This is a genomic window from Dapis brunnea BLCC-M229, assembly GCF_050015995.1.
Classification (GTDB): domain Bacteria; phylum Cyanobacteriota; class Cyanobacteriia; order Cyanobacteriales; family Microcoleaceae; genus Trichodesmium.
Map to the genome: position 1 here is coordinate 15,497 of NZ_JBNHEP010000041.1, position 19,854 is coordinate 35,350.

Annotated in this window: 13 protein-coding genes and 6 tRNA genes; 8 read left to right on the plus strand and 11 right to left on the minus strand. The window is 36.6% G+C overall.

All coding sequences use genetic code 11. The features are described from left to right. The coding region (locus tag ACP6PM_RS03785) for a tetratricopeptide repeat protein (protein ID WP_426581989.1) at positions 1 to 2,105 on the minus strand (2,105 nt) is incomplete at its 3' end. Positions 2,106 to 2,165: 60 nt separating this feature from the next. After that, complete coding sequence (locus tag ACP6PM_RS03790; RefSeq protein ID WP_426581991.1) at positions 2,166 to 2,636, minus strand: hypothetical protein; 471 nt, start codon at positions 2,634 to 2,636, stop codon at positions 2,166 to 2,168. Between the two features lie 170 nt (positions 2,637 to 2,806). Between ACP6PM_RS03790 and ACP6PM_RS03795 the strand changes: the two genes are divergently transcribed. Then, on the plus strand, positions 2,807 to 6,733 hold the full coding sequence (locus ACP6PM_RS03795) for a hypothetical protein (RefSeq protein ID WP_426581992.1): 3,927 nt from the start codon (positions 2,807 to 2,809) through the stop codon (positions 6,731 to 6,733). A gap of 332 nt (positions 6,734 to 7,065) precedes the next feature. Here ACP6PM_RS03795 and ACP6PM_RS03800 read toward each other — a convergent pair whose 3' ends face one another. Next, a complete protein-coding gene (locus ACP6PM_RS03800; protein ID WP_426581994.1) occupies positions 7,066 to 7,884 on the minus strand; it encodes a hypothetical protein in 819 nt (272 codons plus the stop codon). 353 nt (positions 7,885 to 8,237) lie between these two features. On the opposite strand from ACP6PM_RS03800, the gene ACP6PM_RS03805 reads away from it, so the two are divergent. The 3 genes from ACP6PM_RS03805 (at position 8,238) to ACP6PM_RS03815 (ending at position 12,500) form a co-directional block, all read left to right on the plus strand. Continuing rightward, positions 8,238 to 9,644, plus strand: a complete 1,407-nt coding sequence (locus ACP6PM_RS03805; protein WP_426581996.1) for a 1-acyl-sn-glycerol-3-phosphate acyltransferase — start codon at positions 8,238 to 8,240, stop codon at positions 9,642 to 9,644. A 393-nt stretch (positions 9,645 to 10,037) separates the two neighbouring features. Further along, positions 10,038 to 10,859 carry a sensor histidine kinase gene (locus ACP6PM_RS03810; RefSeq protein ID WP_426581998.1) on the plus strand — a complete coding sequence of 274 codons (822 nt, stop codon included), beginning with the start codon at positions 10,038 to 10,040 and terminating at the stop codon, positions 10,857 to 10,859. A 234-nt stretch (positions 10,860 to 11,093) separates the two neighbouring features. Then, on the plus strand, positions 11,094 to 12,500 hold the full coding sequence (locus ACP6PM_RS03815; protein ID WP_426582000.1) for an IctB family putative bicarbonate transporter: 1,407 nt from the start codon (positions 11,094 to 11,096) through the stop codon (positions 12,498 to 12,500). A gap of 276 nt (positions 12,501 to 12,776) precedes the next feature. Here ACP6PM_RS03815 and ACP6PM_RS03820 read toward each other — a convergent pair whose 3' ends face one another. The 8 genes from ACP6PM_RS03820 to ACP6PM_RS03855 all read right to left on the minus strand — a co-directional run bounded on the left by ACP6PM_RS03820 (position 12,777) and on the right by ACP6PM_RS03855 (position 14,964). After that, a complete protein-coding gene (locus tag ACP6PM_RS03820) occupies positions 12,777 to 13,247 on the minus strand; it encodes an NADAR family protein (protein ID WP_426582001.1) in 471 nt (156 codons plus the stop codon). Positions 13,248 to 13,713: 466 nt separating this feature from the next. Beyond that, positions 13,714 to 13,786 (minus strand) — tRNA-Arg (locus ACP6PM_RS03825). 4 nt (positions 13,787 to 13,790) lie between these two features. Next, a tRNA-Val gene (locus ACP6PM_RS03830) sits at positions 13,791 to 13,862 on the minus strand. 86 nt (positions 13,863 to 13,948) lie between these two features. After that, positions 13,949 to 14,020 (minus strand) — tRNA-Gly (locus ACP6PM_RS03835). Positions 14,021 to 14,025: 5 nt separating this feature from the next. Further along, positions 14,026 to 14,101: transfer RNA gene (locus ACP6PM_RS03840), tRNA-Lys, on the minus strand. 9 nt (positions 14,102 to 14,110) lie between these two features. Next, a tRNA-Lys gene (locus ACP6PM_RS03845) sits at positions 14,111 to 14,183 on the minus strand. 163 nt (positions 14,184 to 14,346) lie between these two features. Then, positions 14,347 to 14,421: transfer RNA gene (locus tag ACP6PM_RS03850), tRNA-Asp, on the minus strand. A gap of 264 nt (positions 14,422 to 14,685) precedes the next feature. Then, positions 14,686 to 14,964: an HNH endonuclease gene (locus tag ACP6PM_RS03855; protein WP_426582003.1), complete on the minus strand. Its 279-nt coding sequence runs from the start codon at positions 14,962 to 14,964 to the stop codon at positions 14,686 to 14,688. Between the two features lie 663 nt (positions 14,965 to 15,627). On the opposite strand from ACP6PM_RS03855, the gene ACP6PM_RS03860 reads away from it, so the two are divergent. From ACP6PM_RS03860 to ACP6PM_RS03875, 4 genes are all read left to right on the plus strand, one after another. Continuing rightward, complete coding sequence (locus ACP6PM_RS03860) at positions 15,628 to 17,013, plus strand: ABC transporter substrate-binding protein (protein WP_426582005.1); 1,386 nt, start codon at positions 15,628 to 15,630, stop codon at positions 17,011 to 17,013. Between the two features lie 38 nt (positions 17,014 to 17,051). Further along, positions 17,052 to 19,136, plus strand: a complete 2,085-nt coding sequence (locus ACP6PM_RS03865; protein WP_426582007.1) for a sensor histidine kinase — start codon at positions 17,052 to 17,054, stop codon at positions 19,134 to 19,136. Positions 19,137 to 19,406: 270 nt separating this feature from the next. Continuing rightward, positions 19,407 to 19,607, plus strand: coding sequence for a hypothetical protein (locus tag ACP6PM_RS03870; RefSeq protein WP_426582009.1), 201 nt, complete (start codon positions 19,407 to 19,409; stop codon positions 19,605 to 19,607). A gap of 19 nt (positions 19,608 to 19,626) precedes the next feature. Next, positions 19,627 to 19,818, plus strand: a complete 192-nt coding sequence (locus ACP6PM_RS03875) for an ABC transporter permease subunit (protein WP_426582011.1) — start codon at positions 19,627 to 19,629, stop codon at positions 19,816 to 19,818. Positions 19,819 to 19,854: the final 36 nt, after the last annotated feature.

The following is a 19,854-nucleotide window of genomic DNA, read 5'->3' on the forward strand; positions in this document are numbered from 1 at the left end:
GCAAGCTGTGGATGGTTGACAGACAGGGCAATTTTGACAATTTCTATAGCTTGTTTGTACAAAGGTTCCGCTTCCGAGTATCTCCCTTGACATTCATATAATCCTGCTAAGTTGTTGAGGTGGGTGGCAATATCTGGATGATTTAGAGGCAGCGAAATTTTGTTGATTTCTGTGACTTGTTTGTACAAAAGTTCCGCTTCCGAGTATCTCCCTTGATAACGATATAAATTTGCCAGGTTGTTCAAGTTTGTGGCAATATCTGGATGATATTCGGATAGAGCAATTTTGTTGATTTCTATAGCTTGTCTGTACAAAGATTCCGCTTCCGAGTATCTCCCTTGATAACCATATAATTCTGCCAGGTTATTGAGGTGGGTAGCAAAGGATGGGTGATTAGGAGGCAGGGCGATTTTGTCGATTTCTATAGCTTGTTTTAACAAAGGTTCCGCTTCCAAGTATTTTCCTTGAGATTCATATAATGCTGCCAGGTTGTTCAAGTGTGTGGCAATATCTGGATGCTCTTCGGGTAGAGCAATTTTGTTGATTTTGATAGCTTGTTGGAACAAAGGTTCCGCTTCTGAGTATCTCCCTTGAGATTTATATAATACAGCCAGATTGTTGAAGTTGGAGGCAATGTCTTGATGGTTAGGAGGTAGAGCAATTTTGTTGATTTTGATAGCTTGTTGGAACAAAGCTTCTGCTTCCGAGTATCTCCCTTGAGATTCATATAACAAAGCCAGGTTATTATAAGCAGTTGCAACATCAGGATTATCTTTAATTAACCGTTTTTCTACTATTTCTCTACATTCCTCTAACCAAAGTTGTGCCTGTGGATAAACTCCTTGACCTTTATAGAACCAACCTAACCTGATAAAAGGAACAATCAAATCATCATCACTCAAATACTCAGTCAAATTTTCCGCCACTTCCGTAATATGAGGAATATCAACCTCAAATTCCTTAACTTGCTCAAGTGTGATTCTATTAGGAATTTTCTTCGCCGCATCCGACACCACTCGACACAAACTACGTTTCCATTCATCCACAGAGTCAAACTTCTGCAACTTACCCACCATAAACTTTCTAATCAGTGGGTGTAACTGATAAATATCTTCATCCTTTCGTTCCAGCAAACTTAAATTCAACAACATATCATCTCGTATCTCCTCCAAATCTTCCCGCTCCACTTCCGACAAACACCCTTCCACCAAACCCCAAGGAATAGGAGCAGCAGCAAACAAACTCAACCTACATCCTACCTCCTTTTCCTCCTCATCCAACTCCTCCCAACTCAACTCAAAAGCAGCCTCTACCCCCCGTTGAGCAGTCATATCCCGAAAAGCATCACCCTTGCGGTCTTTTTTTTGCAGAGCGCGATCCTTTAAATCCAACCTTTCCCGCATTTTCACCAAAGACAAATCCCGCTTCCGCTGCAAATACCGCCCCACCAACTCCAAACCCAAAGGCAAATAACCCAAGTCAGCACAGAGCAACTTTGCCACATCTGCCTCCCGTTGAATACGCTCCTTCCCAACCAAAGAAACCAATAATTCCAGAGCAGCACCCTCATCCAAAACAGGTAACTGTAACTTTTGCCAAGATTCTGCAAACCATTGTTTACGAGTAGTCACCAAAACCTTAAACCGAGGGTCGCTAGGCAGAATATTAGCAATTTGCTCATACTCTGCCACATCATCAAATACGATTAATACATCAGAAGAAATCCCCCTCCCGTCCCCCTTAGAAAGGCTTTCTTTATTCCCCCCTTGATAAGGGGGGTTAGGGGGGATCGGCCATTTACTCCAACAGAAATTAATCTTCTCCTGCATACTCAAATCATCAGGCAGGATCAGATCCAAATGCACCCTAGCAAAACTAAGAAACTGCAATACTACATCCTCATCTCGTGCCCGCAACCAACACACCCCACCAGGATAACTGCCTTGTTGCCAATGAAACCGAGCATATTGGAGAGCAAGTTCAGTTTTGCCAATACCTCCCATCCCAGAAATAGAATATATGGCGACTTTTTCCGTTTTTTGTAACTGTTCGTGCAGAGTAGCTAAGGCTTCCTCACGCCCTACAAATTTTGTTACTCCACTCAAAGGCAAATTTTGTGGAGGTTGGGTACTTTCCTTTGTCGGTGCCCCTCCCGACGGCTGCAGTCAAAAAGTAACACTGACATTTTCATTACCAGTAATGTTAGCTACATTATCCCTAGCATTAACTACATTGCCCCCAGTAATAGGGCTTCCCTGAAACAAAGCATTAATATTCTCAGCAGTTACGGTTCCTTGAGACTTCATTTGTTCCAAGTTCGCCTCAAGATTTTTCACATATTCTGGATGTTCCTCCTTAGCAACGGCAACCACATCAATAATATCTTGGTTAAGTTCCGGGTTTTGATTGGCCACTGCCTCCATTTCCCGTATCGCTGCCTCAAAATCTTCAGGAAAAGGATTTTCTTGTGCAGGTTTCAAAGCATTGAAAGTATCGGCAGGCATCCCTTTTACCCGTTGCCATAACTTACCCGCTTGCTCGAAAGTCTTTTCACTTAAACCTTCCCCTGCCTTTTCGACATATTTAACTAAAAAAGGATAGGCGATCGCTGCTACAGTTAATTCTATAGGTTCCATTCTTTTTACTCCTTATTAGATAATTAAAAATTAAGTCTATTATTTTAGATGGAAAGTCTAATTACTGACTATTCCCTATTCTACCTCTCCGAAAATTAATCTCAAACGTCTGAATTTACTAACCAAAAACTTAGTTCCCGGAAATCTCTATTATGTAGAAGATGTAAGAAATGTTAATTAATATTGATAAAAATCATCCACAAATATTAGAAGGTTTAGATATGTGGTTACACCTTGGCTTAATCTCCGATGATGAAGTTAGGCAACTCTGCCAAAAATATCTAAGTACCCCTCTACCAGAAGTTATCAAAAAAGAAAAATTGGTAACTAACACTAAAACGACTCAAACAGAAATAGATTTACAGCCAACTATACCTAAAACTTCTACTGTAAAATCTCCTAATTTAATCACTCAAATATTACAGTCATTAATGGCAGAATTAAGCCTCCGATGGCTGCTTTTTTTAGGTTTATTTTTAGTAGTCGTTTCTTCTGGCTTACTTGCTGCCAGTCAGTGGGAAAAATTTCCTCCTACCGGACAATATTTAGTGCTTTTAACATATACATTATGCTTTTTTGGCGCGACAGTCTGGACGAGAAAAATAGGAAACTTACGGTTAACTTCCGATACTTTACGACTCGTGACATTACTGTTAGTACCTGTGAATTTTTGGGCAATAGATGGCTTGGGTTTATGGGGTAATATTGGGGGATGGTTAATAATAGCGATCGCTTCTTTTTTACTCACCAGTATCATCCTTTATTTTGATAAAAAAATCAGTAATCTTATCTCTAAAAAATGGATTTCGATTGCTGCACTGAACTTGTTAGGATTGAGTTATTTACAGTATGGATGGAGATTTTCAGGATTTCCGATTTTGGCAATCTATTTAGGTGTAATTGGTACAGCGATCGCCACTATTTATCATAACCAAACTCAAGGAATTACAGAAACAACGGAAGTTGAAAATCAAAGTAATACTGGAGACCCACTCACAGGAATTGCTATTGTAATTTATGCTTTGGGAATTTTATTAGCTAGAGGGATTTTTGTTGCCAATGTAGATATTACAAAATTAGGATTAGCTCTGGGAATAAGTGGGTGGATATTATTGAAAAATAATATTTCTGCTCGGATTCAACGAAAATTATTTGTACAAAATCGGATTGGAATTAGTTTATTATTTCTTGCTTGGTTAGTTTCAGTATTTTCTCAACCTTGGCAAGCATTAATCGTTAGTATTATCGGCTTATTATTGTTAGCTGAAAACCTGCAAAAATCTTGGCAAACAATTAACATATCTGTAGGTTTTCTAATTGGTTTACAAGCTACTTGGTTAGGATGGCAATTAATTCCAATTACAACTAGAAAAACTTTAGTCGCCACAGCAACTCAAATTTTTAATGCCCAAAATTCACCAGAATCATTACTCAGTTTAGCTTGGTTTCCCTACTTAATATTTATGGTCTGGGTGACAGATTGGATTTATCGCCGTCAACAAATTAACTTAGGTAAGTTTAGTCAAAAAATCTGCTTAGGGTTTGGAGTATTTTTAAATATATTATCCTGGCAAAATCCTCTAGTTATATTTCTCAATTTATTAGCTTCAACTATTACCCTTGCTATTTTTACCTCTCGGCGTCAACCCACCAGAGTTCATCTTGTTTATCTAACTCATATCACTGGTTTATTATCAATATTTTCTGGGATTAATTATTTATTACCAGATTTAAGTTTAGCAGTATGGGTAATAATTTTATTAGTAATGATGGTGAGTGAATGGGGAATATTTATTTTGCAGACTAAGATAACAGCAGAAACAAGAATAATTACACCTACATCTTCTATCTCGTTGTTAAGTTGTTTCTGTTTAAGTGCTTGGCATCTGGGTTTAGTTTTAGCAGGTATCAGTTATATTTTGCTGTTGGGTAACTTAGGAAATTTTCAACCTAATATTTGCACAGCTATTAATTGCCAGTTATCACCAGAATTGCGAATTATTTGGTTTATTACTCCTTTAGCTTTAACAACTATTTCCAGCAAAATAATATCTTTCAGAAAAATAGCAGGTGAATTAAGTATCAGTGCTGTAATTCTGCTCCAAACTTTAACTTTATGGCAGCCAGAAACTCGATTGCTTGGTTTAGGTTTAGGCATAGTTTTAATGTTCGTTAATACCAAATACTTACTAACTCAAACATCGGCAAATATTACGGTAGGATTTGTCTTAACTTTTATAAGTGTTTGTCTGTGGGAAGGTGTGTTAGGTTTGCCTCCTGTTTCCGGGGTAGAGTGGTTATTAATTCTTGGTTTATATTTAGTAAGTTTGTGGTTATTTTACTCTCGAATAGTTCAGTTATCAGGGAAATTATTTAACCTTTACGCTAAAGCATTAGATGGTTGGGCGATAACTTTGTGCAGCTTAGAATTGATTGTATTAACAATCCACTCTTTAGGGATTTATTCAGAAATTTTTAATCCCTCAATCATCGTAATTATTTCTGCTAGTCTGACATTATTTGCCATTGGTTATCAAGGATGTATTAAACAAACAAAAGAAAACTCATCCATTACATTTAGTCTCAATAATTTTCTTCAGTCTAACGTTAAAGTTTATAGTTTTACTTGGGGTTTAGAATTATTCACAGTAGAAACTTTAAGCTTAGTCAATAAATCTGTAATTAGTTTAGCGATAGCCAACATTGCATTAGGATTATTTGTGCAAATTTTAGGAGACTGGTTACAACGAAAATTAGATATTAATAATTTGCCTAAATGTTGGCAAACAATACCATTACTCTATGGTATTTTAGGTGTTTTATTGCGTGTAGGTATTTTTGATAGCTGGACGGGTTTAACTTCCTTAGCCTTGTCATTTATATTAATTGGTGTAGGTAGAAGACAAACCAAATTAAAACCAATATTATATTTAGGTATTTTTGGAATATCTATTTCCGCTGCCGAACTACTTTTCTATCAAATTTATTCCCTACCATTAGGAGAAAAATTAGTTGCTTATGCTAGCCTGGGTACAGCGATCGCTTATGGCTATCGGTTATTATCCCCCTGGTTATCAGATTACTTAAAACTCACAACAACAGAAATTAAAAATATTGCCAATATACATTGGGCAGTGAGTAGCTGTCTTTTACTTTTATTAGCAGGATATAATCTGAAATCTAATCCAATATTAGGATTAACTACAGCCATACTTCTGACTCGCTATGCAATTATGCAAGGCAAAAATAACTCCAATTTGCAACAAGCAGAAACCTGGATTTATCTAGGTGTTTTAGAAGGATATGCTGTTGCTATCTATATAATTAATTTACTCTCCGTCGCAGAATTTTTACTATCTTGGTTAGGTGCAATAACAGCAATAATTTCCTACTTTATCTATATATTACCCTGGGAAAATTGGGGATGGCCTCTAAAACCTTGGCGACGAGTTTCTCTGATAATTCCCATAATAACTGTTGTTCTTACTAATTTAAGATTAGACCTGGCTCCACCTTGGTATTGGTATGCTTCAATTTTAATAACTGCTGGATTTTATATTGCTATTGCCAAGGTAAATCAGCAAATTCGATTAACTTATATTAGTGTAGGTTTAATTAACTATGTTTTTGTGATTTGGCTAAATAATTTAGGAGCATCAATTCAGACATTAGTTTACGTTACTCCCATCGGATTATCATTACTTTATGTAGCTAAAATCGATCCGATCCTTAAATTACCTCAAAACAGAAATATTCGTCATAACTTACGAATGTTTGGCAGTGGCATTATTTGTTTTGTCGCTTTATTAGAAAATCAATGGACTGGTTTACTTCCAGGAATAATTAGTATTATTGCAATTTTTGCCGGATTAGGATTACAAACTAGAGCATTTCTGTATGTAGGAACAGTAACATTTATCGTCAACATTTTTAATCAATTAATTGTGCTGAATTCTATTTATTCATTTTTCAAATGGATAATAGGTTTAATAGTAGGAGTTGCTTTTATTTGGATAGCCGCTAGCTTTGAAACTCGACGAGAACAAATTAATAATTTATTGCAAAATTGGATAGAAGAATTAGAAGAGTGGGAGTAATATTATGTTCGGTTAAATAGTTATATATAATTAAAGTTTGTAGTAGGGATTCAGCCCTATCTACAGTTCGGGCTGAAGCCCTACTACAAACAAAAACTTTATTATAAGTGATTATCCAAACATGATATAATATCAAATCCGCTTGGCAATGGAAGTGTTATAATAAACCGGGTTTATGGCGGATAGATATTAGTATAGTGAGCATTTAATATAAACCCGGTTTCTCTGCTTTTTTACACCGATACTACCGGATTTGAATATCATGTCCGGTTGAATACTTACACTTTGGAGGATTGTTAATTATTAATTATTGAACTACACTATTTGTAAGACTAACTTGCTCTTGAATAAACATAAGCAGTCTTTGTTTCTCCATCAGGGTCAACCCACGCTGCTAACTTTTCATTTAATCTACTAAAGACATCGTAAACTTTTTGGGATGCCTCTCCATCATATTCCTCCTTTTCATTTTCATACTTGAAACTAAATTCAACTACCACTGGATTATCCTTTTCACCTCCCAGATCATACCAAGCAATTAATGCACACTCAGCTTCCACTTTAGGACTATTCCTAATTTGAAAATCTGCACCTGCAATAACTATTTCTCTAGCAGTGAAATCACCCACAACCTCAATCGGAACATTCTCTTGATAAGACTTTAATCGCTTCTTAAAATCTGGATATAATTCGCCAGGATCGTTCAACTTATTTAGATTTTTGCTATCTGATATTGGTTGTTTTGTAGAGAAACTGTAAAGTCTTATAAAAGGAAGTTTAATGTCTTCCTCAAATTTTGTTTTTCCATTCTCAACATCCGCTGCTGTCATATCTCTATCCTGAGAGATATAGCGATCTGGATGACGATATTTGAGTGTAACTTCCCGTTTTCCTGTATTAATATCGACTCGCTCTCGGAAAACATAGTTACTTTTCCGAATACAGCGATCTACGGTATCATAGAATCTGATTTTTCTTTCTTTCTTTACCTCATTAAGACTGCCATCAGTGTCAATAACAATATCTTGAATTAAACCTTTGAAATCTTTCCAAAATTCTCCAGCTTTTTGAAGAAGATCGTTTTGCTCACCAATAAAGCGCTCTTTCTGAAGCATAATCTTGTATTCGCGAGAGATTACATTCTGTTTCATTGTTTTCTCCATACCGATTGATGAAACTATCGAACCATAAAACTTGTAAAATAAACGCCTAACTTATAATTTAGCCAAAGGTGCAGTACAATACTTATATTATATATTGTTAGAAATAAGTACCGCAAACCACGAATAAATGTTAACCCCTTCTTATTCTCCTTCAGAATCTCCTTTTCTTAATCAAGTTCCGCGTATCATTCGACTCAAACAAATGAGCCGTCGTATTGAAAAAAGCTATCTTTAATTAGACCTAAAACCTAAAACTTTCTTCAAAGCTCGACTGTTGGACATCCCACAATTTATATTGAAAGATAATCTGAAAATGACCAAATCTAAAATCCAAAATCGTAATGCCTCACTCAACTATCCAAGTTCAACCACCTTTAGAATTCATCCCACCCAACTTCAAACCTCTGGTACGCACAGGTACTAAACTAATGTTACCTTGGTGGCTGAAGTTCCAGATATCCATCGCTGATATACAAGCAGATAACCTAGAAACCCTAGCCCAACTATATCAAAGCTTCCACCAAGGCAAAAATCGTTTCCTCATGGCATTCCGTCATCCTAGTGCCGATGACCCTTACTGCATGGGATATATGATTTGGTATCTATTGCCCAAACTAGCCAAACAACAAGGAATAAACCTCCCATCTCTTCTCCACTATCATTTTATTTTTGACCGAGGTATTCCTTTATGGGCAGGTGATTATATAGGTAAGTGGTATTCATATTTGGGAGGAAGTTCAATTCACCGTGGAAGACTAGACCGTCAGGGACTAAAATCAGCTCGTGAATTATTTGCCCATGGTAGTTTACCAATGATGGCCGCTCCAGAAGGAGCCACTAATGGTCATAATGAAAAAGTTAGTTTATTAGAACCTGGTATTGCCCAAATGGGATTTTGGTGTGTTGAGGATATATCTAAGGCAGGTCGTTCTGAAGAAGTATTTATTGTGCCAGTGGGTATTCAATACAAATATTTGGATGAACCTTGGGAAAATGTGGAGAAACTTTTAACTAAACTAGAAAAAGATAGTGGTTTATTTCCAGGTACTGAAAATCTTTCTGACCAAGAAAAATTAGCACCTTCTAAACTTTATCAAAGACTTTTGAGATTAGGGGGTTATTTAATAGAAAAAATGGAAGATTTTTATCGACAATTCTATCACCGAGAGTTGCCTGAATTAACTGAAGAAATTTCTTCCCAAGAATCTCTAACAGATGACAAAATTAATGAAAATGTCAACACTCGCCTAAATACTCTTCTCAATGCTGCTCTAGAAGTTGCAGAAGAATATTTTCATATTCATCCCAAGGGTAATTTGATAGATCGTTGTCGTCGCCTCGAACAAGCAGGATGGGATTGTATTTATAGAGAAGATATTGAAAATTTGGCGACTCTTTCTCCTGTAGATAGAGGTTTGGCAAATAGACTTGCGGAAGAAGCTAATCTGAGGATGTGGCACATGAGATTAGTAGAAAGTTTTGTGGCAGTTAGTGGTAAATATGTTAAGGAAAAGCCTACAGTAGAAAGATTTGCTGATACAACTTTGTTAATATGGGATATGATTAATCGGATTAAGGGTGGTAATGCCTTAAAACGTCCCAGATTAGGAAAACAAAGAGTGCAAATGACAGTGGGAGAACCGATTTCTGTTTCTCAACGGTGGGAAGCTTACCAAACTAAACGTCGTACAGCAATATCAGACCTAACTCAAGATTTGCAAAATTCCCTTGAGGGAATGATTCAATAAACATTGACATACTCTCAACTTTGTGCTTAGGCGACAACAGGGGATTATTCAACTTGATATATGAGTCGTAGTTTATACAACAGAGATGATGTCATGCCCGTGCTTTTTTATTATACCACAAAAATCAGATATATAGTTTCTAACTTTAAATGTCAAATAATTGCCCGAAACTATTGTCCGATCAAAGTTTTGAGTGGATGAAATCTAACTTCTAACTTCTGACTTCTGACTTCTGACTTCAGTGAAACGGTATGAAGTACGCTTTTTTGTTTTCTTTTCTGTTCCCAGTTCCCAGTTAAGTGTTCCCTAAACCTAAAATTTTGTACTACATCACCAGTATGAGAATTGCTGTATAGTCACTGATACAACTTGACAAAAACTAAATTTTTTTCCATGAGTAATAAATCTATGACTACATCTGCTGATTTGCTTAAAAACAAGCTAATGACTCTTGTTACCCAAGAAATGTTAACTCCGTTAACTTCTGTTATGGGAATGGCAAGTGTTCTGAATCAGGAAATCTACGGATCTCTGACAGACAAACAAAGAGAATATGTAGAAGTCATCAATGAGAGAAGTCGATATTTACGATCGCTCGTTGAAGAAATTATTGCCCTAGCAAAACTAGACGAATCTGGCCAAAATCTAGAAACAACTCCTGTTGACGTGAAAAATCTCTGTCAGCAAATAGTTAGAGACTTAGAACCAGAAACAGTTTATCGTCAGGTTGAATTCCATGTATTAGGTGGAGGTGGCGATCGGAAGATTGGTTTGTTTGATAAAGAAATGTTAGAACAGACACTATACAACTTAATTTATAGCGTAATTCAATCTGCTGGTTCAGGGAGTGAAGTAAAACTTCATTTGTCTGAAAAACAAGAAGAACTTAATGTTGCAGTGTGGGTTTCTCATCCCCTTCTTGGAGATAATCTTCCTCATACTCAACTCTACTCCCAAAAGTTATCTGCAATTGAACAAAATAGTAACTCAAGCTTAACGCTAAATAGATTACAGCTAACATTTCCCGAACTCAAAGAAATAATTTTTGAGGAAATGCCAAAACAAGGAGAAAATGTTACTGCCAACCCCACCCGCGATCTATTAGCACTGCTATTCTGTTGTCAGTTAGCAGAACAACAGGGTGGGTCTTTGTGGATTCAAGGTTCTGCTGAATCAGGGTATCGATATATATTAGTTCTACCACTCTCTAAGTAAAGAGGGAGTAGGGAGTAGGGGGAAATAATTGATTTTATTTTTGATTATTGGAGATACCTATTATACGAAAGCTACTTGAAACTCTGTATTATTAAAGTGGTGGTGCATTGTAATTATTTTTGTTACGAGACACGCATTTTGGGAGAATCTTGCTCCCGTACTCGCGGGAAGGATACCCGCACTAAGCATTGCTTGTTCCTATCTACTATTATTGTTCTTCCTGTTGATATCAAAATGAACTCAGTTTGGCAAAAGTTAACACTAACTAATCTCTCACTCTCTGACTATAAATGGCTAAATGCTAGCTACCTCTATGGTTTACTTAATGGTTCTCTCCATAACTGGCGACGGGGTAGTTGGTTAATGCAATGGGGGGAACCCCTTGGTTTTGTATTGCTGGCAATTGTATTTAGTCTAGCTCCTTTTGTAAATACTGCTCTCATTGGTTTCTTATTACTTGCTAGCGCTGGTTTTTGGGTATTGCTGACTGTTTCAGATAACACTCAGGAACATTTAACTCCTATTCATCTACTAATATTGCTTTACTGGGGTATTGCTACATTGGCAATGGTTTTCTCCCCAGCAAAGACTGCTGCTTTTAGTGGGTGGGTGAAATTGACTCTTTATCTATTGTTGTTTGCTTTAGGGTCTTTAGTATTACGATCGCCTAAACTCCGATCTTGGTTAATCAGTGTTTATTTATTGGTTTCCCTAATTGTTAGTTTCTATGGTATTCGCCAATGGATAGACCAAGTTGAACCTCTGGCTACTTGGAATGACCCTACCTCTGCTCAAGCTAATGTGACTCGTGTCTATAGTTACTTGGGAAATCCTAATTTATTGGGTGGATATTTGTTGCCTGCAATTGCTTTGAGTTTTGTGGCAATTTTTGCTTGGCGTAGTTGGGCGCAAAAATCTCTAGCAGTCACAATATTGGTAGTCAACTGTGCTTGTTTGCGTTACACAGGTAGCAGAGGTAGTTGGATTGGGTTTTTGGCTTTGATGTTTGCCATGTTGATTTTAATGTGGTATTGGTGGAGTATCTATATGCCTAGATTTTGGCAAACTTGGTCCCTGCCAATAGCTGTGGGAAGTTTGGCGGGGTTGTTAATTTTGGCAGTGGTGTTATTAGAGCCGTTGCGCGATCGCGTTCTTAGTATTTTTGCAGGTCGTCAAGATAGCAGTAATAATTTTCGGATCAATGTTTGGATGTCTGTGTTTGATATGATTCGCGATCGCCCAATTTTAGGTATTGGACCGGGGAATGATGTGTTCAATAAAATCTATCCTCTCTATCAGCGACCGCGTTACAGTGCCTTGAGTGCTTATTCTGTGCCTTTAGAAATAATTGTGGAAACTGGTTTTATTGGTTTTACTGCTTTTTTGTGGTTGCTCTTAGTGACTTTTAATCAAGGTTTGCTGCATTTGAAACGTTTGCGAGACACTAATAATGCTCAAGGGTATTGGTTAATTGGGGCAATGGCAGCAATGGTAGGATTAATGGGTCATGGTTTGGTGGATACGGTTTGGTATCGTCCCCAAATTAATACCCTTTGGTGGTTGATGATAGCTATTATTGCGAGTTATTATGGCAAGGAACAGGGAATAGAGAACAGCAATTGGACTTCCTATCAAAAATAATAGACTTACAGCAGATTCCAAGTATGTGATGTATAAATATTAACGTTCAAACCTCTATAGTGCGGGCATATTGCCCGTTAATAGTGTACCTAACTGATATATAATCCGGCTGAAAAGTCGTCATTGTGACGAGAGGAAGTAATCTTGTGTCATCCCTGATATTGCTTCCTTCCACGAGTTCCAGTCGCTGCAGACCTAAAATAAATAATCATCGGGATTTGATATTAAGGGGGAGATTTGATTTATTCATTTGAGTAGCGATAGTGCTACGCACCGCTACGCGATAGTGCCACGCACCGCTGCGCGATCGCGCAGTGTTTGACGAACTGCCATTAAAATTAGTCCTAATTTATTTTTACCTGTACCATCTATGCCACAACCCCAATAATAATCACTGGGAGAATTCTCAACAATTAACTCATCATCTGTTGACAGTAGAATTTCGCGAATATTGCCATGAGTTTCAAATTTTTTTAATACACCTCGTTCCATAATTTCATCTTTGATTTTTTCCCAATCTGTTCGCAGTGGATATTTCCTACTGCGCCCCATTTGTGCTGCTTCCCTTGGGGTTTTTACCTCCCGAATTTTGTTAAACCACAGAGGGTCTGTAGTAGCAAATTTATGAGCTTGAAAATAATGTTCATTTGTTACCCACCAATATCTTTCAAGTTCAAAACCATGTCGGGAAAAATTAGAAAAGCAACCATAAGGCTGTGAACGACTACCATAAAAATAAATAGGCATATATCCAAAAAAATTTGCTGATAAATTGTTTGTAATACACTTATGAGTAGACCACAGTAGGGGCGATTTCCTAGGGAATGTTCAGCAAACGCTTGCCCCTAGAGGGTTTTGGTTATGACAATGTGGTTATCAATCTGAAAATTGCTGTACTGTAAAGTGCAAATTGCCTAGCGTGCAAGTTATGAGAGCATTTTATGCGCTTTCTCAGTTACTAGGGGGACTCCGCCGATGAGTTATTACACACTCTCTCAAGGATGGCTACCTCTAAGCCCACCTATCGGGTTCTTCACACTCCCCGTTCTCACGCGCCCATTGCGTTAACAATGGTACTATTCCTCTCGTACTAAAGTATGTAAGCTCTAAATGTTGGGTCACGCTAGGGTCAATTGCACAGGTTGGTGTTAAATAATTTCAATGAAAGCAACCTCCTTTGATAGTTTTACATTTTGAACATTGACTTGTTCAACGCCTCCACCAAGATTTGAACCTGGAACCTTCACTTTAGAAGAGTGTTGCTCTATCCATTGACCTATGGAGGCATAATACTCCCGGTGATATTTGAACTCATAACCTCTTGCTTGTAAGGCAAATGCTCTACTATTGAGCTACAGGAGTATGAAGGCGAGTGGTGAGACTCGAACTCACTAACTGAGTGTGGCGCACTCAAATGCTACCAATTACATCAGACTCACATATTCCAGAGCGGATAATGGGGGTCGAACCCATACCTAGAGTTTGGAAGACTCAAATGCTAACCTTTAAACTACATCCGCAAATTTGGTGGGCTGTGTAGGATTTGAACCTACGCACTTCCGCTTAAGAGGCGGCTGCTCTAACAACTGAGCTAACAACCCTGGTATTAGTGGGTCGCCAGAGACTTGAACTCTGAACCTTCCGCTTAAAAGGCGGCTACTCTAACCATTGAGTTAGCGACCCATATTTCACACAATTGAAAGAGAGGTTTAGGCAGTAGGGGAGTATAATAAAAAACGTTCTATTTCTTACACTCTCTCCCTTCCAAAGCCTCGACGGGATTTGCACCCGCTTCTCCCTGGGTGAAAACCAGAGCGACTTATCTGTTTGCCCACGAGGCTATTAGCGAGGGTGACGGGATTTGCGCCCGCGACCTCCTGTTCGACAGACAGGCGCTCTAAACTAACTGAGCTACACCCTCATTTTTACTACAATATCGGCTTTGTAGTCATTCGTGACTAGCAGCTAATAGTTATTTGTAGTATGGGAATATTTACTTTTCAAGGTTCATAACTTATGAGCGAGATACTTTTGTTTGTTCTCTCTCAACCGCCTTATATTTATATACTACATAAATGCTACATAAATGTCAAGGGTCTAGGAAATTTTTTTTTCAACTTGGATATAACCTTTGCCAAAACTGAATTTCAGAATCTCAACACCAAATATCAATGAATGAAAGTTTTTATTTCTGGCGATGTACTTGCACTCTTCTATCTGGGTTTTGCTTGCTGACCCATAACAGGAATTTTTGCATTTGAGGTTCATGCTTGAGCTTTTCTATCGTATTCAATTCTTGGGCTAAACGCTTATTGTCAAAGAAAGCGTGGATCTGTCGATGACAAGCTGAACATATATCAATGGTCGGACTGGGTTCAGCTTTCTTGCGTTTAGTCTGTTGTCTAGGAATTAAGTGATGAACGCTTAAACGTTTCATCTCCCTGTCACATAGTTCACATTGCATATTTTAAATTCTTCTCTATTGTATTTAACATTCCTCTATTGTCATTTTTCGGAATACTTCTCCCAATTTTTCCGATCGCTTTCCACAATATTGCTAAGAAATCAGAACTATTTGTTCTAGCAACCGAAACATGAAAAATCCTATTTGAGAAATACTTTTATATTTTAAACGAGTCAAAAATTATCGTCCCTACGATCCGAAGATATTAGGTGCACCAATAGTCTTCAAAATCCCACCGTCATGAGCAGTGTCCATAATTGGTTGGAGTTGAATCTCCTTGATAATGCTTTAGTCATACCACAGTCCCCTTCTGTCAATCCATTCAACTAACAATATCTTTTTTTTTAGACAAATAACTAAATTCATCATAAAAATATCTTGGCTATAGGGTTTATTGGAATCTCTATTTCCTCTTCCCAGTGAAGGTATTCCCTAAAACCTAGAACTTTGTACTTCATTCCTGATGATAATTGGTATATCGCCGAGTTATCAAAAACTAATAACCAAATAACTAAATTAGGATATTAACTAGCTCTCATGCTACTATTAAAAAAAGGCCAACACTTAGTCAAGTCAGTCATAAAAAAGCTGAAAACTTACAGCTAATGATAATAAATACCTATATATAAATTACATTTACCATAACTGCCGGATTAGATAATTATGAGACATAAATTACTCAGCTTAATTTTGTTATTTATAGTCTGTTTAATATTAGTTACATGTAGTGGAAATAAACCTGAAAATTATCTGCAAGAACCTCAATCAGAGAAAATATTAACAATTTGGTGGAATCGGGGATACTATCCAGAGCAAGATGAAGGTCTGAAAAAAGTAGTTGCTGAGTGGCAAGAAAAAACAGATAACAAAGTTGAACTTTTGTTTTTCAGTGAAGATGATATTTTACAAGCAGCTATTGATGCTTTGGCGACAGGTAAAGCACCCGATATTCTCTTTTCTGAAAGAGCAGAATATACTTTAATTCCCCAATGGGCGTTGGCAGGAAAATTACTAGATGTTTCAGATGTAATTGAAACTGTAAAAAACTTATACAGTGATACTGCTCTGAAGTCTGCTTATTTGTACAACAATATAGAGTCTAAATATTCTAATTATGCTGTACCAATAATGCAAGAAAGTATCCATATTCACTACTGGCATGATTTAATTCGTGATGCAGGTTTAGGTGAAGAAATCCCGAAAAATTGGGATGAATTTTGGCAATTTTGGCAAAGTGCACAAAAAGTTTTACGTCAACAAAATGACAGTAATATTTATACCTTGGGTTTACCCATGTCTATCGATGCTTCAGATACCTATCTTATATTTGAACAAATGTTGGAAACTAACAACTTACAAATAATAAATAAACAGGGGAAACTACAAATAGATCAACCAGAAATAAGACAAAAACTTATTGAGGTATTAGACTGGTACACCAGCTTTTATAAAAATGGATATGTACCACCTAATGCAGTTAATTGGCTTAATTATGATAATAATACTAATTTCCTAAATCACAAGACTTTAATGACAATTAATCCAAGTATGTCGATTCCTGGTTCTCAACAAGAAGATGAAGAAATTTACTTGAATCAAATGAGAACTATACATTTTCCGACTAATCCTAATGGAGCAGAATCTACATATTTAGTATCTGTTAAACAACCTGTAATTTTTAAATCTTCTGCTCATCCCAAACGGGCAAAAGAATTTTTATCATATTTAGTACAACCTGATAATTTAGGACCTTACATTAAAGGTTCTAGAGGTCGCTATTTTCCGATTATGCCTCAACTATGGAAAGACCCGTTTTGGACTAATAAAAAAGACCCTCATATTTCCATAGCATCTCAACAATTTACTGAAGATCAGACTCGTTTATTTGATAATTCTAGGAGTCATGCTTATTCTCAAGTACATTCAGAAAACATTTGGAGTAAGGCGATGCAGCAAGTTTTAATTGAAGGTTTATCACCAACTGAGGCCACTGATATAGCGATTAACCGGATTAAAGAAATATTTTCTCAGTGGAAAACTTTGAGTTAAATATAATGTAGCAAAGTCAAAAATGTGGAGATTGAATCATGTACTTTTGGAAAAAAAGCCTCCTAATTCAAATCGTAGGTTCTTTTTTAGTTTTGTCCCTGCTGACAATATCAATTGTCGGATATACGACTTTTAGTCAAGCACGAGCATCTTTAAAAGAATCAGTATTCGATCGCCTGAACTTTGCTGCTCAACTTAAAGAAAAGGAACTTAATTTCTGGGTATTAGATCGACGAAAAAATATCATAGCGCTCGCCGAGTTGCCAGAAATTAATAACCAAGCAAAAATACTACTAACAAGCAAAAAATCTTCTCCAGAATATGAATCATCTCAAGCTTCACTACAGACTTCTTTAAAATCTTTTGCTACTAATATTGGTAGCTTACAAGAAATTTTTATTTTAAGCAGAAGTAGCAGGATTTTAGTTTCCAGTAATTCCAAGAAAGTAGGCAAATATCAACCTCTAGTTCAATATAGCGAAGTAACAAAATCTCCCACAGATAACTTAATATCAAACTTTTACCGCTCTGCTGAAACAGGTAAACCTATGATTACCTTTGCTATCCCTATTCTCAGTGAAAATGGTAAGAAACTAGGAATGTTTGCTACCCATCTTAACTTAGACAGAATTGATAGTATTATTCGTGAGCAAGCAGGTTTAGGAGAAACAGCCGAAACTTATTTAGTAGGTAATATTGGTAGTAGTTTATCCAGGAGGAATGTATTTGTTTCAGCCACAAAATTTGGTTCAGAGGAATTTCCTGATAGCATTAGTAGTCAAGCTATTAATGCTGCTATTAATGGCAAGAATGGCCAAGGGTTGTATATAAATTATAAAGGAGTACCAGTTATTGGTGTTTATCGGTGGCTGGAATATCAAGACTTAGCATTATTAGCAGAAATAGAACAAACAGAAGCATTTGCACCTGCTCGTCATCTTGCTAGTTCAATTTTGCTAATTGGTTTGACATTAGCTTTAGTGATGGCAGTAGCTATGTTGTTATTGGGTCGTCAAATTGTACGACCAATTTTAGCGATCGCTCATACAGCTAAGTTAGTAAGTAAAGGCGATCTAGCTCAAAAAGTGCCAGTATTAACTAAAAACGAAATTGGTTTTCTAGCTCAAACTTTTAATCAAATGATTCAACAGTTAAACAGCTCATATCAGGAATTATCTAATTACAATCATATTCTCGAACTCAAAGTTGATGAAAGAACCCAAGAATTAACAGAAAAAAATACCCACTTAGAACAAACTCTTCAGAAGTTAAAACAAACTCAAGCTCAATTAATTCAGAATGAAAAAATGGTAGGTTTAGGTCAGTTAGTTGCTGGGGTTGCCCATGAAATCAACAACCCTGTTAGCTTTATCTATGGCAATATTTCACCTGCCAGAGATTATGCAGAAGATTTATTAGATTTACTCAATCTTTATCAGCAATATTATCCAGATCCTGTAGTTGAAATTAGAGATAGACACAGTATAATAGAGCTAGATTTTATCAGAGAAGATTTTCCTAGTTTGCTGAATTCTATGGAAGAAGGAGCTAGAAGAATTCAAGAAATAGTTTTATCCTTACGCAACTTTTCTCGGCTTGATGAATCCAGTCAAAAACAAGTTAATATTCACGAAGGTATAGATAGTACCCTACTAATTTTGCAAAATCGCCTTAAACCTAAATCAGGATATCCAGAGATTCAGATAATTAAAGAATATGGTAGTTTGCCATTAGTCGAATGTTTAGCAAGTCAAATCAATCAAGTTTTTATGAATATTTTGGCTAATGGTATTGATGCTTTAGAAATGTCATGGGAAAAATTAAAATCTAAATTTTTTTCTACTAAACCTCAAATAAAAATCAAGACAAAAGCTATCAATAAAGACTATATATCTATCCATATTATGGATAACGGACTAGGAATACCAGCAGAAGTAAAAAAGAGAATATTTGACCCTTTTTATACAACTAAACCTGTGGGAAAAGGTACGGGTTTAGGATTATCCCTGAGTTATCAAATTGTAGTTGAAAAGCATGGGGGAAATTTTTATTGTAATTCTGTAGTTGGTCAGAGTACAGAATTTGTGATTGAATTACCCGTTGTCTATGGTTATCATCCATGAATAAGAGTTAATTTTTATCAAAAAATATTAATATTTTAACTAATACTAAAAAAATCTAATTAAAATAAAATTATTTCATATAGCAATCCTATTTTATTTGTGTATAAAAATCTTACTGCTTTTAGGGAACACTTAACACTTAACACTTAACAGGTGGGAGTTTCAGTTTTTTGATCTACCTTTTGATTACCCGCAACCTATTGAGGATTGCTATAGTGGTGAGGTAAAAAGTTTTGATAAATACTATTAAATATAATTAATCATAATCAAATGTTAAAATTCTACTCATTTTATTCCCGCTATCCACGGCGGAAATTTCTCAAACATCTGGGTTTGGCAGGAGTGGGAATACTAGCAGCTTGTAGCACCCCTGCCAACAACACTACTGACAACAACCAACCCGTAAAAATTGGCGCAATGTACTTTCTTACAGGAGGTTTTGCTACTTACGGCGAATTTGCTTTTGAGTAAAACCCCCCTTGGTAAAATTATGCGAGCTGTCGCCCAAGACAGAATTATGGCAGGAGCTTTAGGAATTAATGTACCGCAATTATTTACTAGGGTTTTCATGTTGGGAGCTTGGTTGGGTGGTGTTGCCGGGGTATTAGTTGCTCCCTTACGCACCCTCAACCCGGCGATGGCAGATAATGTGATTATTGAAAGTTTTAGAGATTGTTTGTAAAGGAAATATAAAAAGGAGATAGGGAACAGGGAACAG

What these genes read in the sequence shown, in the direction of transcription:
- ACP6PM_RS03790 (WP_426581991.1), bottom strand. Translation starts at nt 2,636, where the DNA reads ATGGAACCTATAGAATTAACTGTAGCAGCGATCGCCTATCCTTTTTTA.
- ACP6PM_RS03795 (WP_426581992.1), top strand. Translation starts at nt 2,807, where the DNA reads ATGTTAATTAATATTGATAAAAATCATCCACAAATATTAGAAGGTTTA.
- ACP6PM_RS03800 (WP_426581994.1), bottom strand. Translation starts at nt 7,884, where the DNA reads ATGAAACAGAATGTAATCTCTCGCGAATACAAGATTATGCTTCAGAAA.
- ACP6PM_RS03805 (WP_426581996.1), top strand. Translation starts at nt 8,238, where the DNA reads ATGCCTCACTCAACTATCCAAGTTCAACCACCTTTAGAATTCATCCCA.
- ACP6PM_RS03810 (WP_426581998.1), top strand. Translation starts at nt 10,038, where the DNA reads ATGAGTAATAAATCTATGACTACATCTGCTGATTTGCTTAAAAACAAG.
- ACP6PM_RS03815 (WP_426582000.1), top strand. Translation starts at nt 11,094, where the DNA reads ATGAACTCAGTTTGGCAAAAGTTAACACTAACTAATCTCTCACTCTCT.
- ACP6PM_RS03820 (WP_426582001.1), bottom strand. Translation starts at nt 13,247, where the DNA reads ATGCCTATTTATTTTTATGGTAGTCGTTCACAGCCTTATGGTTGCTTT.
- ACP6PM_RS03855 (WP_426582003.1), bottom strand. Translation starts at nt 14,964, where the DNA reads ATGCAATGTGAACTATGTGACAGGGAGATGAAACGTTTAAGCGTTCAT.
- ACP6PM_RS03860 (WP_426582005.1), top strand. Translation starts at nt 15,628, where the DNA reads ATGAGACATAAATTACTCAGCTTAATTTTGTTATTTATAGTCTGTTTA.
- ACP6PM_RS03865 (WP_426582007.1), top strand. Translation starts at nt 17,052, where the DNA reads ATGTACTTTTGGAAAAAAAGCCTCCTAATTCAAATCGTAGGTTCTTTT.
- ACP6PM_RS03870 (WP_426582009.1), top strand. Translation starts at nt 19,407, where the DNA reads ATGTTAAAATTCTACTCATTTTATTCCCGCTATCCACGGCGGAAATTT.
- ACP6PM_RS03875 (WP_426582011.1), top strand. Translation starts at nt 19,627, where the DNA reads ATGCGAGCTGTCGCCCAAGACAGAATTATGGCAGGAGCTTTAGGAATT.